Genomic DNA, 12,605 nt, shown 5'->3' on the forward strand with positions numbered 1-12,605 from the left:
GAGTTCGGCGACCTCGCGGACTTCGTGGAGTTCGTGGACGCCGCCCACCAGCGCGGGATGCGCGTCATCATCGACTTCGTCATGAACCACACCAGTGACCAGCATCCGTGGTTCCAGGAGTCCCGGAAGAATCCCGACGGGCCCTACGGCGACTACTACATGTGGGCCGACGACGACAAACAGTACGCGGACGCCCGGATCATCTTCGTCGACACGGAGGTCTCCAACTGGACCTTCGACCCGGTGCGCAAGCAGTACTTCTTCCACCGGTTCTTCTCCCACCAGCCGGATCTCAACTACGAGAACCCGGCGGTGCAGGAGGAGATGATCTCCGCCCTCCGCTTCTGGCTGGACCTGGGCATCGACGGCTTCCGCCTCGACGCCGTGCCCTACCTCTACGCCGAGGAGGGCACCAACTGCGAAAACCTTCCGGCAACCCATGAGTTCCTCAAGCGGGTCCGCAAGGAGATCGACTTCCACTACCCGGACACGGTGATCCTCGCGGAGGCCAACCAGTGGCCGGAGGACGTGGTCGACTACTTCGGCGACTACCGGTCCGGCGGCGACGAGTGCCACATGGCCTTCCACTTCCCGGTCATGCCGCGCATCTTCATGGCCGTCCGCCGGGAGTCCCGCTACCCGGTCTCGGAGATCCTGGCGAAGACCCCGGCGATCCCCGCGGGCTGCCAGTGGGGGATCTTCCTCCGCAACCACGACGAGCTGACCCTCGAGATGGTGACGGACGAGGAACGCGACTACATGTACGCGGAGTACGCGAAGGACCCGCGGATGCGCGCCAACATCGGCATCCGCCGGCGCCTCGCCCCGCTCCTGGACAACGACCGCAACCAGATCGAGCTGTTCACGGCTCTCCTGCTGTCGCTGCCGGGCTCGCCGATCCTCTACTACGGCGACGAGATCGGCATGGGCGACAACATCTGGCTCGGCGACCGGGACGCCGTACGCACGCCGATGCAGTGGACACCGGATCGCAACGCAGGATTTTCGTCCAGTGACCCCGGCCGACTGTTCCTGCCGACCATCATGGACCCCGTCTACGGCTACCAGGTCACCAACGTCGAGGCGTCGATGTCGTCGCCCTCCTCGCTGCTGCACTGGACCCGCCGGATGATCGAGATCCGCAAGCAGAATCCCGCTTTCGGGCTCGGCTCCTACACGGAGCTCCAGTCCTCCAACCCGGCGGTGCTGGCCTTCCTGCGAGAGTACGAGGACGATCTCGTGCTGTGCGTGCACAACTTCTCGCGGTTCGCGCAGCCCACCGAGCTGGATCTGCGGATCTTCAACGGACGGCATCCGGTGGAGCTGTTCGGCGGGGTGCGCTTTCCGGCCATCGGTGAGCTGCCGTACTTGCTGACGCTGGCCGGCCACGGCTTCTACTGGTTCCGGCTGCGCAAGGACCCGGTGTAGCGCCTCGCACAACCCGGGGTGGGGCGGTTTCCCCTGTCCCACCCGGGGCACGCATACGTAACACCCCGACCCCCGCGGGGAAAGGAATGTGACATTATGGCGGAAACTGTCACAATTTCCGGTACGACCAGTCCTGGACTGCTGGCGTCGCTGGATCCTCTCCTGCGGGAATGGCTGCCACGGCAGCGCTGGTTCGCGGGCAAGGGGCGTCCGGTCACCGGGTTCACGCTGGTGGAGGGCACCGAGCTGCTGCCGGCCGACGGAAAGACGGGCCTGTACCACCTCCTCGTCCGCGCCCATCAGCCGATCGCGCTCGGCGCCGAGCCGCACCCCGGCGACTGCTACCAGCTGCTCATAGGCGTGCGCGAGGCGCTGCCGCCCCGGCTGGCGCCCGCGCTGATCGGACATGTGGAGCAGGGCCCGCTCGCCGGAAAGACGGTGTACGAGGCCCTGTACGACACCCGGCCCGCCGAGGTGCTCCTGGAGGCCCTGCGCACCGGGGCCCGGATCGGCGGCCTGCGCTTCGAGCGCGAGCCGGGACACAAGATCCGCTCGGGCCTGGTCCCCCGGATGGTGACCGCCGAGCAGTCGAACTCCTCCGTCGTCTACGGAGATACGTTCATCTTGAAGCTGTTGCGCCGGGTGGTGCCCGGCGTCAACCCCGACCTGGAGCTGCCGCTGGCCCTGGCTCGCGAGGGCTGCCCCCGGGTGCCGGCGCCGACGGCCTGGCTGCGGGCGGAGCTGGACGAGGAGCCGTACGTCCTGGGCGTGCTGCAGCCCTTTCTCCAGGGCACGACCGACGGCTGGGAGCTCGCGCTGCGCGAGCTGGCCAAGAGCGAGGACTTCGGCGCCGAGGCGCGGGCGCTCGGGCGGGCCACCGCCGAGGTGCACACCGCGCTGGCCCGCGCGCTGCCGACCGTCACCCTCGGCCACACCCAGATGCGGCGGCTGGCCGACGGCATGATCGAGCGCCTCGACCTGGCCGCGCAGGCGGTGCCCTCGCTGCGGCCGTACGCGCCCGCCCTGCGCACCGCGTTCAGCGCGCTCGCCGACCTGGCGGCCGAGGGCCGTACCTGGACCGCGCAGCGCATCCACGGGGATCTGCATCTCGGGCAGGTGCTGCGCTCGCCGGGGGGCGAGTGGTGGCTGATCGACTTCGAGGGCGAGCCGGCCAAGCCGCTGGCGGAACGGCGGATGCCGCAGCCGACGGTGCGGGACGTGGCGGGCATGCTGCGGTCCTTCGACTACGCGGCCCATTCCTCGGGGCCGCGTGCAGAGGGCTGGGCCGATGTGTGCCGGGCGGCCTACTGTTCCGGGTACGCGGAGGTCAGTGGCCGCGATCCGCGTACCGACCCGGTCCTGCTGCGCGCCTACGAAACGGACAAGGCGATCTACGAGGTCGTCTACGAGGCGCGTCACCGCCCCGACTGGCTCTCCGTGCCGATGACGGCGATAGAGCGCTACGCCACCACCGACCTGTTCTGACCCGACTTCCGACCCGACCTGACCCTCGCCGAGGAGGCGCCACCCGTGACCCCCCGCCCCACGCCCAGCGGTTCGGACCCGAAGAAGAAGGCCGAGGAAACGGCCAGGAAGGCCGCGAAGAGTGTGAAGAAGGCGGCGAGGAAGGCCACCCACCCCCCGACCCCCAAGCCGACGAGCGCCAAGGGTGCCCCCGGCGGCGAGACGACAGGCCCGGGGACACCGGAGAAGGACACGGCGGGCACGGGGACACCGAAGACCGCGCCCACGGACATCGCGGCCGGGGACGCACCGGTGGCGAAGAAGGCCACGGCCAAGAAGACCGCCGCCAAGAAGGCGGTGGCCAAGAAGGCGACCGCGAAGAAAGCCGTGACGGCGAAGGCCGCGGCCTCGAAGAAGGCCGTCGTCGAGAAAACCGCGCCCGCGAAGAAGGCGCCCGCTGAAAAGGCCCTGCCCGCGAAGAAGGCTGCCACCGGAAAGACCCCGTCCGCGACGAAGACCGCCGCCGAAGAGACCCCGCCCACGGACGCCTCGGCCAAGAAGGCAACGGCGACGAAGAAGGCCGCGGCCAAGAAGGCGACCGCGAAGAAGGCCGTGACGGCGAAGGCCGCGGCGCAGAAGGCGGTCACCGCGAAGAAGGTCCCGGCCAAGGCGGCGGCTTCGAAGGCGACCGCCTCGAAGGCGGCGGCTTCGACAACGCTTGCTTCCAAAGCCGCCGTCAAGAAGGTCACTGCCGAGAAGGCCGCCGGGCAGGCGGAGGTGGCTGGTGGGGATCGGGAGCGGCTGCTCGCCGGGACGCATCACGATCCGCACGGCGTGCTCGGCGCCCACCCCGTCCCCGGCGCCGGAGTGGCCTTCCGCGCCTTCCGGCCGTACGCCCTGTCGGTGACGGTCGTCGCCGGGGAGCTGCGGGCGGAGCTGCACGACGACGGGGACGGCTTCTTCTCCGGGCTGCTGCCGCTGGCCGAGGTCCCGCCGGCGTACCAGCTCGTCGTCGCCTACGAGGGTTCGGTCCGGGACACCGAGGACGCGTACCGCTTCCTGCCCACCCTGGGCGATCTGGACCTGCATCTGATCGGCGAGGGCCGGCACGAGCAGCTGTGGACGGTGCTCGGCGCGCACCCGATGACCCACCAGGGCGTCGACGGGACCCGGTTCGCGGTGTGGGCGCCGAACGCCCGCGGGGTGCATGTCGCCGGCACCTTCAACTTCTGGGACGGCACCGGTTATCCGATGCGCTCGCTGGGCTCCTCCGGGGTCTGGGAGCTGTTCGTGCCCGGGATAGGGGAGGGCGAGCTGTACAAGTTCGAGATCACCCGCGCCGACGGCTCGAAGACCCTGCGCGCCGACCCGCTGGCCCGCCGTACGGAGGCCCCGCCCAACACCTCCTCGATCATCACCGCCTCGCACCACGAGTGGCAGGACGAGGAGTGGCTGGCCCGCCGCGCGGAGCTGCCCGCGCACGAGGCGCCCTTCTCCGTCTACGAGGTCCATCTCCCGTCCTGGCGCCCGGGTCTGACGTACCGTCAACTCGCCGAGCAGCTCCCCGCGTACGTCCGGGACCTCGGCTTCACGCATGTGGAGCTGATGCCGATCTCCGAGCACCCCTTCGGCGGTTCCTGGGGCTACCAGGTCACCGGCTTCTACGCGCCGACGGCCCGCCTCGGCACCCCCGACGACTTCAAATACCTGGTCGACGCCCTGCACCGGGCCGGTATCGGTGTCCTGATGGACTGGGTGCCCGCGCACTTCCCGCGTGACGACTGGGCGTTGGCCGAGTTCGACGGGCGACCGCTGTACGAGCACGAGGACCCGCTCAGGTCCGCGCACCCCGACTGGGGCACGCTGGAGTTCGACTACGGCCGCCGCGAGGTGCGCAACTTCCTGGTGGCGAACGCCGTCTACTGGTGCGAGGAGTTCCACATCGACGGACTGCGGGTGGACGCCGTCGCCTCGATGCTCTACCTGGACTACTCGCGCGAGCCGGGGCAGTGGGTGCCGAACGAGCACGGCGGGCGGGAGAACCTGGACGCGGTGGCGTTCCTGCAGGAGATGAACGCGACCGTGTACCGGCGGGTCCCGGGTGTGGTGACCATCGCCGAGGAGTCCACGGCCTGGGACGGCGTCACCCGTGCCACCCACCACCGCGGGCCCGGCGGCTTCGGCGGCCTCGGCTTCGGCCTGAAGTGGAACATGGGCTGGATGCACGACTCGCTGGACTACATGAGCCATGAGCCGGTGCACCGCAAGTACCACCACAACGAGATGACCTTCTCGATGGTGTACGCGTACAGCGAGAACTACGTGCTGCCGATCTCGCACGACGAAGTGGTCCACGGCAAGGGCTCGCTGGTGGCGAAGATGCCCGGCGACTGGTGGCAGCAGCGCGCCAACCTGCGTGCCTACCTGGCCTTCATGTGGGCCCATCCCGGCAAGCAACTCCTGTTCATGGGGCAGGAGTTCGCCCAGGGCGCCGAGTGGTCGGAGGCGCACGGCCCGGACTGGTGGCTGCTCGATCCGGCGTACGGGGCGGAGGCCGACCACCGCGGGGTGCGGGACCTGGTCCGTGATCTCAACCTCGTCTACCGGCACACCCCGGCGCTGTGGCAACAGGACGTCGACCCGGCGGGCTTCGAGTGGATCGTGGGCGACGCGGCGGAGGACAACGTCTTCGCGTTCCTGCGCCTTGCCGCCGACGGCAGTCCGCTGCTGGCGGTCTCCAACCTCTCCCCCGTCGTCCGCCACGACTACCGCCTCGGCGTCCCGGACGACGTCCCGGCCTGGCACGAGACCCTCAACACGGACACCGCCAAGTACGGCGGCGGTGACGTCACCAACCCGGACGTGATCAAGCCGGAGCCGCAGGGCTGGCACGGCCGCCCGGCGAGCGTCCGGCTGAAGCTGCCACCGCTGGCGACGGTGTGGCTGCGACCCGCCTGACGCTCACGAGACGACCCGGAGCCGGCCGTCCGCCCGGCTCCGGAGTTCCTCGACGGCCGCGGCCGTAGTCTCTTCGGCCGGCAGGAAGACGATCAACTGCTGTGCGTCCTCGGGGAGTTCGAGCAGTTCGCGGACGAGGCTCAGTTCGTGTCCGGAGGGGTGGCGCAGCCGCAGGATCCCTCGCTGCGGGACCGTGTGCCGGTTGAGCCGACGGGTGAACTCGGGGCCGGCGACGGGCGCGAGTCCGGTCGTGAACCACTCGGCGTTCTCCACGGACGGTCCGAGCCACAGGTCGAACGCCCGCTCGTCCGCGACCTCGTCCCAGTCGGTGAAGAACGTACGGGCGCGCGGGTCGGTGAAGACGTAACGGGTGAGGTTCGGGTGGTCGGTGTCGAGCAGGCCGCTCCCGCTGGTGACCGCCGCGAAGGCGTCGGTGTGGGCGAGGACGTCACCCAGTCTGTTGGTGACGAGGGCTACCCCCGGCTCCAGCAGGCGGAGTGTCCGCCGGACGGACTCCCGTACCTCCCGGGCCGGCGCCGCGGGCCGGGTGTGGTTGACGCACTCGCCGCCGGTGATCTTCGCGAGGTAGCGCAGATGGCCGCGCTCCGCGGAGTCGAGGCTCAGGCCGTCCGCGAGGGCGTTGACCACGGCCACCGAGGGGTTGCGGTCCCGGCCCTGCTCGATGCGGGTCAGATACTCGACGCTGATCCCGGCCCGCGCCGCGAGGTCCGACCGCCGCAGCCCGGGTGACCGGCGTCGGCCCCGCTCCGGCAGGCCCAGCTCGGCCGGCTGGATGCTGTCCCGCCTGGCCCGGACGAAGTCCCCCAGTGGTGTCCCCATGCCGTCCAGCGTAGGGCGTCGGGCCGGACGCAGCCTGGCCCTGCGGGGGCCAGCCTGAGCCCGGTCTGGCTACCGCCGCGGCGCGCTCCGATCGTGGTGGGCATGGACATCAACAGCAAGCACAGGCTCGTCGTGGTCGTGGGAAGCGTGCGGGAGGGGCGGTTCGGCCCCGTCGTCGGCTCGTGGGTCGCCGAACAGGCCGAGGCGCACGGCGGCTTCGACGTGGAGGTCGTCGACCTGGCCGAGATCGACGTACCGCTGGCACTGCCCGCGGCCTCCCCGAAGTACGCCGGCGACGACTACCCCCGCCCGGCCGGGATGGCCGCCCTGACCTCGGCGCTGGAGAGCGCGGACGCGTTCGTCGTCGTCACCCCGGAGTACAACCACAGCTACCCTGCCTCCCTCAAGGCAGCCATCGACTGGCACTTCACCCAGTGGACCGCCAAGCCGGTCGCCTTCGTCAGCTACGGTGGCGCGGCGGGCGGGCGGCACGCGGTGCTGCACCTGGAGAACGTCCTCACCGAGCTGCACGCGGTGACCATCCGCGACGGCCTCGCCTTCCCGAACTACTTCACCACCTGGCAGGACGGCCGCCCGAACGACCCCGAGGCCGCCGGCTACGCCAAGACCCTGCTGGAGCAGCTCTCCTGGTGGGCAGGGGCCCTGCGCTCGGCCCGCGCGACCGTCCCCTACCCGGCCTGAGCGTCCGGAGGGCCGTCCGGAGGCTGCGCCAAGGGACGCCCACGGCCCGCCCTGGCCGGGCAGGGCTGTCCCAGGGCGTGTTGCGAAAGTCCCGCCTGCCGGGCGACGCCTGGCCCGACCTCCGGGCGGACGACGGGGCTTTCGCAACACGCCCTAGTGCCGCATCAGGCAACGTTCGCTCTGTTCACGACCTCGCGTAGGCGTTCGTCGGCGGCGTGCTTGTTCCGCCAGATGATGTAGCGGCGGATCATGCTGCCCTGCTCCTTGTGGCTGGCATGGTCGGTGCCGTCGAGCGCAAAGTAGCGCAGGGCCGTGAACTGGGCCTCGATGCGGTTGAGCCAGGAGCTGTTGGTCGGCGTGTAGGCGAACTCGACGTCATTGGCCGCCGCCCAGTCGCCGACCCGGGTGTCCTTCTTCGTGGTCAGATGCGGGGAGAAGTTGTCGAGCACGATCGCGATGCGGATCTCGGGCGGGTAGAGGCTGCGCAGGTAGCGGCAGAACTCCAAGAACCTCGTGCGGTGCTTTCTCGGCTTGATGTGGCCGTAGAGCTGGTCTTTGCCCAGGTCGTAGGCGGCGAACAGGTGGCGGACCCCGTGCGGGCGGGTGTAGGTCGCCCGGCGTCGGGGCCGGGGCTCTCGGCTGGGATCCTTGTGCTTCCCGCCGCGCTCGGCCCACTGCCGTCCGGGGTGGGGCTGGAGGTTGAGCGGGCCGAACTCGTCCAGGCACAAGACGACTTCGGGCTCGCCCTCCTCGGGTATGACCTCGCCGTCGGCGAGCGCGTAGAGGTGCTCGACGCGGGCCTTCTTGGCGGCGTAGTCCGGGTCACGTGAGGTCTTCCAGGTCTTTATGCGTTGAAACGAGACGCCCTCCTCGCGGAGCAGGACCCGCAGGCCCTCGTGGCTGATGTCGTCGACCACCCCCTCGGCGACCAGGAAGTCGGCCAGCTTGGCCAGACTCCAGGTCGAGAACGGCAGGCCATGCTCGGCCGGCTTCGACTTGGCGATCTTCTTGATCTCGCGGCGCTCGGGCAGCGTGAACTTCTTCGGCCTACCGCCCTTGTACTTCGGATAGAGCGAATCGAAGCCGTCGGTGTTGAAGTTGTGGATCACGTCCCGGACCCGGTCCGTGCTGGTGAACGTCACCTCGGCGATCTTCGCCACGGACATGCCCTGCGCGGACAGCAGCACCATCTGGGCCCGCCGCCAGGTCACCACCGACCCGCTGCCCCGGCGGACGATCCGCAGCAGGCGCTGCCCCTCGTCGTCATCGATCTCGCGGACGCGTACTCGTTCTGCCACCCGCACAGCCTGGCGACACCGCGCCGCCCGGACCAGCACCCGAACGGCGCGTCACATAACCAAGGGGCAAAGGTTCTCTGATGCGGCACTAGTCGGCTCGCTTGGCGCCGAACATCAACCTGCGCAGGGCCGAGAGCAGGCCCCGCGTCTGGGGGTCGGCGCCGCGGCCGGCCGCCGCGGCCGGGTCCGCGCGCGGTGCCGGCACCGGCGTACGGGGGTGGTTGCCGCTCAGTTCGTAGCGCACCGGGAGCAGTCGCAGCCCCCGCACCACGGGACCGGAGCGCCAGGGCAACTGGTCGGGCGGGAGGGTGAGTTCGGCCTTGGCGAAGTGGTCGAAGACGCGTCCCACCGCCGTCGTCACGATCATGCCGCCCAGCTCGCGCGCCGCGCTGGGGCAGCCGTGCGGTCCGGCGCCCCATCCCAGGTGCGCCCGGGTGCTGACCGTCGGCCCGACCATCGGCGAGGTCCCGATGGCGAGCAGGTCCTGGTGGGCGGCGGCCGCCGACGGCGAGACGATGTCTCCGGCCCGTACCCAGAAGTTGCCGAGCCGGGTGTCCCGGGCCGCGAACCGGAAGCACATGTTGGCGACCGGGGGGTTCACCAGCGCGGCCCGGTTGACCGTCTCGCCGAGCTGTCCGGCCGACAGGCTGCGCCGCACGGTGGCGTTGCCGCGCAGCACCTCGAGGAGGGTGTTGAGCACCATGTTGCCGGTGATGTCGTTCAGATAGACGGCGTTCATGAACAGCTCCCGGCCCAGCTGCTCGTCGCTCAGCCCCGGGTCGGTGAGCAGCATGTACGAGGTGAGGTCGTCGCCGGGGCGGGCCCTGCGATGGGCGGCCAGCCGGGTCATCGCCGCCAGCGCCCGGCCGGTGGCGGGCCCCGCGTCGGGTCCGCCGTCGAGCATCCGCCACAGATCCATGACCAGTTCGTCGCCGAGCTCCACCGGGCAGCCGAACAGCTTGGTCGTCACCATCAGCAGCAGCGGCCGGGTGTACTGCGCGCCCAGATCCGCGAACCCGGCCGACCCGGCCTCGGCGGCGAGTACGCCGACCAGTTCGTCCGCGTACCGCGCCACGGCGGCCCGCAGCTCCCAGCCCTGCGGGGTGCGCGGCTCCTGGAACGGGCTGAGCGCCGAGTGCAGGGTCCCGCGCGCCGCTCGGTGTTCCTCCTCGTCCATGAACATGGTCTGCCGGACCTCGTAGCCGGCGATCAGCGGCCAGTCGTGCGGCAGCCGCCCCTGGGCCCGTGCCCGCCAGTAGCGGATGTCCCGCCGCCACTGGTTCTCGTTCTTGAGGACGTCGAGCACCTCCCGGTAGTCGAGAACCAGCCACACGGGCACGCCCATCAGCCCTACCGGCGCCACCGGCCCGTAGGTGCGCCGCAGCCGGTCGTAGACCGCCCCGGGGTCGGCGTCGAACTCCGAGGTGAGCAACGGCTGGACCGGCAGCGTCTCGAGCCAGGGACTGCCGGCCGGCGCGCTCGTATACGGATGGGCTTCCATACCGCACACGCATACCGCACCGACCGTGCACGAGCAGTGACCGTGGCGTGAACTGTTACGGCTTGGTGATCCCAGTGACTCAGGGGGTGACCAGCGCCCTGGGCACCCGCCCGGTGTGCAGCACCCCCAGCCGCTGGGTGGCACGGGTCAGCGCCACGTACAGATCGCTCGTCCCGTACAGCCCCGGTTCCACCACCAGGACGGAGTCGAATTCCAGCCCCTTGGACTGCCGGGGGTCGAGGAGGACGACGCTCCGCGTCAGGTCGGGCTCGGCGCCCGCCGTCACCCCGTCGAGCTGTGCGGCGAGCCTGCGGTGCAGATGGCGCGGGGCGATGACCGCCAGCCGGCCCTCCTCGGGCGTCAGTTCCCAGACCGCCTTGGCGACCGCGCCGGGCAGGTCGTCGGTGGCGCGCACCCAGGGCCGTACCCCGGTGGACCGCACCGAGCTCGGCGGCTCGAAGTCCGGGTTCTCGGCGCGTACGACGGCTGCCGCCAGCTCCATGATCTCGGCGGGCGTGCGGTAGTTGACGCCCAGGCGGGTGTGGTCCCAGCGGTCCTCGACGTAGGGGGCGAGGATCTTCTGCCAGGAGCCGACACCGGCCGCCTCCGCGGTCTGCGCGGGGTCGCCGACGAGGGTCATCGAGCGGGTCGGGCTGCGCCGCATCAGCAGCCGCCAGGCCATCGGCGACAGCTCCTGCGCCTCGTCGACGATGATGTGCCCGAACGCCCAGGTGCGGTCGGCCGCGGCGCGTTCCGCGGCGCTGCGGTGGTCGTCCTCCTCCTGCCGCTCGGCGAACCGCTCGGCGTCGATGATGTCGTGCGCGGACAGGACCTCGGAGTCCTCCTCGTCCTTGTCCTCGAACTCGTAGGTCCGGGAGGCGTACGACACGTCCAGCACGCCCTGCGCGTAGGCGATCTGGGTCTCCCGCTCGCGGTCGGCGCGCGCCCGGGCCAACCGCTCGTCCACGCCGAGGAGTTCGGCGGCCTCGTCGAGGAGCGGCACGTCCGCCACGGTCCACTCCCTGGTGACGGGGCGGCGGATCGCGGCGGCGTCCTCGTCCGGGAGGTGGCCGACGGGGTCGGCGAGGAAGTCCGCGACCAGGCGCTGCGGGGTGATGCGGGGCCACAACTGGTCGATGGCGGCCCAGACCTCGGGGTTCTCGGCGATCTCGTCACGGATCTGGGTGACGTCGCTCGCGTCGAGCAGGCTGCTGCCGTCGTACGGGTCGGTGCCCACGCGCTCGGCGTACAGCTCGGTGAGCGTGTTGAGGATGTACCCCTCGAAGTGCTCACGGGCCACGTTGTGCGGCAGCCGGGCGGCCCGGGTGCGCTCACGGGCGACCCGCACCAGGTCGTCGTCGAGCATCAGGATCTCGCGGTCGTGCTCGATGGCGATCACCGGGTCGGGCAGCGACTGCCAGTCGCGTACGACCTCGGCGAGCACGTCCGCCATGTCGGCGCGGCCCTTGACGGCGGCCGCCTCCCGGCTGTCGGCGGCCGTGGCCCGGACGCCGGGGAACAGTTCCCCGACCGTCGCCAGCAGCACACCGGTCTCGCCCAGGGAGGGCAGCACCTCGCCGATGTAGCCGAGGAAGGCGGGGTTGGGGCCGACGATGAGCACGGCGCGCTTGGCGAGCAGTTCGCGGTGTTCGTAGAGGAGGTACGCGGCCCGGTGCAGGGCGACGGCCGTCTTGCCGGTCCCCGGGCCGCCCTCGACGACCAGCACACCTCGGTGCGGTGCGCGGATGATCTCGTCCTGCTCGGCCTGGATGGTCTGCACGATGTCGTTCATCCGGCCGGTGCGCGCCGAGTTCAGCGCGGCGAGCAGGACGGCGTCGCCGGTCGGGTCCTCGTGGCCGGTGCGCTCCTGGTCGCCGAGGTCGAGGATCTCGTCGTGCAGGGCGGTGACCGTACGGCCGCTGGTGGTGAGGTGGCGGCGCCGGCGCAGACCCATCGGGGTGTGGCCGGTGGCCAGGTAGAAGGGCCGGGCGACGTCCGCGCGCCAGTCGATCAGGATCGGGGTGCGCTCGGGGTCGTCGAGCCGCAGCCCGATCCGGCCGATGTGGTGCTTGTCGCCCGAGGTCAGGTCGATCCGGCCGAAGCAGAGCGAGCCGTCCACCGCGTTCAGCGCGGCGAGCAACCCGGACCGCTCGGCGACCAGGATGTCCCGCTCCAGCCGGGCCTGCATGGGCGTGTTGCCCTGGGCGAGCGCGTCCGTGACCCCGGCCTCGGTGGCGCCGCGCAGGACGTCCACACGGGCGTAGAGCCCGTCGATGAATTCTTGCTCACCACGAATTTCATCGCTGTTTGACAATTCCACTCCCGGCCAGATATACTGTGGTCACTGAACTTCTTTGCGACTCAATTTCCATGAAGTCGCGAACCATTGAATATACGCAGAAAAATCCCCCGAG

At 70.6% G+C, this 12,605-nt stretch carries 8 protein-coding genes; 4 read left to right on the forward strand and 4 right to left on the reverse strand.

The annotated features are described in order from the left end of the window. The 3 genes from treS to glgB form a co-directional block, all read left to right on the forward strand. On the forward strand, positions 1 to 1,428 hold a 1,428-nt coding region (treS, locus tag ABZT17_RS31810; protein WP_356353883.1), incomplete at its 5' end, for a maltose alpha-D-glucosyltransferase. Positions 1,429 to 1,524: 96 nt separating this feature from the next. Continuing rightward, positions 1,525 to 2,913, forward strand: a complete 1,389-nt coding sequence (locus ABZT17_RS31815) for a phosphotransferase (protein WP_356353885.1) — start codon at positions 1,525 to 1,527, stop codon at positions 2,911 to 2,913. Positions 2,914 to 2,958: 45 nt separating this feature from the next. Then, positions 2,959 to 5,850, forward strand: a complete 2,892-nt coding sequence (gene glgB / locus ABZT17_RS31820) for a 1,4-alpha-glucan branching enzyme (protein ID WP_356353887.1) — start codon at positions 2,959 to 2,961, stop codon at positions 5,848 to 5,850. Between the two features lie 3 nt (positions 5,851 to 5,853). Here glgB and ABZT17_RS31825 read toward each other — a convergent pair whose 3' ends face one another. Continuing rightward, positions 5,854 to 6,690, reverse strand: a complete 837-nt coding sequence (locus ABZT17_RS31825) for a helix-turn-helix transcriptional regulator (protein ID WP_356353888.1) — start codon at positions 6,688 to 6,690, stop codon at positions 5,854 to 5,856. A 102-nt stretch (positions 6,691 to 6,792) separates the two neighbouring features. Between ABZT17_RS31825 and ABZT17_RS31830 the strand changes: the two genes are divergently transcribed. Beyond that, positions 6,793 to 7,392, forward strand: a complete 600-nt coding sequence (locus tag ABZT17_RS31830; protein ID WP_356353890.1) for an NAD(P)H-dependent oxidoreductase — start codon at positions 6,793 to 6,795, stop codon at positions 7,390 to 7,392. Between the two features lie 164 nt (positions 7,393 to 7,556). Here the strand turns inward: ABZT17_RS31830 and ABZT17_RS31835 are convergent, their stop codons facing one another. From ABZT17_RS31835 to ABZT17_RS31845, 3 genes are all read right to left on the reverse strand, one after another. Beyond that, the gene (locus tag ABZT17_RS31835) at positions 7,557 to 8,690 is read right to left on the reverse strand and encodes an IS630 family transposase (protein ID WP_356353892.1); all 1,134 of its coding nucleotides are present in this window, start codon (positions 8,688 to 8,690) and stop codon (positions 7,557 to 7,559) included. Positions 8,691 to 8,778: 88 nt separating this feature from the next. Beyond that, the gene (locus ABZT17_RS31840; protein ID WP_356353893.1) at positions 8,779 to 10,191 is read right to left on the reverse strand and encodes a cytochrome; all 1,413 of its coding nucleotides are present in this window, start codon (positions 10,189 to 10,191) and stop codon (positions 8,779 to 8,781) included. Positions 10,192 to 10,270: 79 nt separating this feature from the next. Next, positions 10,271 to 12,487: a UvrD-helicase domain-containing protein gene (locus ABZT17_RS31845; RefSeq protein ID WP_356353965.1), complete on the reverse strand. Its 2,217-nt coding sequence runs from the start codon at positions 12,485 to 12,487 to the stop codon at positions 10,271 to 10,273. Positions 12,488 to 12,605: the final 118 nt, after the last annotated feature.

Source organism: Streptomyces sp. NPDC005648, assembly GCF_040605395.1.
Lineage (GTDB): Bacteria > Actinomycetota > Actinomycetes > Streptomycetales > Streptomycetaceae > Streptomyces.

Coding starts and splice junctions, on each gene's coding strand:
- ABZT17_RS31815 (WP_356353885.1), top strand. CDS start 1,525: ATGGCGGAAACTGTCACAATTTCCGGTACGACCAGTCCTGGACTGCTG.
- ABZT17_RS31825 (WP_356353888.1), bottom strand. CDS start 6,690: ATGGGGACACCACTGGGGGACTTCGTCCGGGCCAGGCGGGACAGCATC.
- ABZT17_RS31830 (WP_356353890.1), top strand. CDS start 6,793: ATGGACATCAACAGCAAGCACAGGCTCGTCGTGGTCGTGGGAAGCGTG.
- ABZT17_RS31840 (WP_356353893.1), bottom strand. CDS start 10,191: ATGGAAGCCCATCCGTATACGAGCGCGCCGGCCGGCAGTCCCTGGCTC.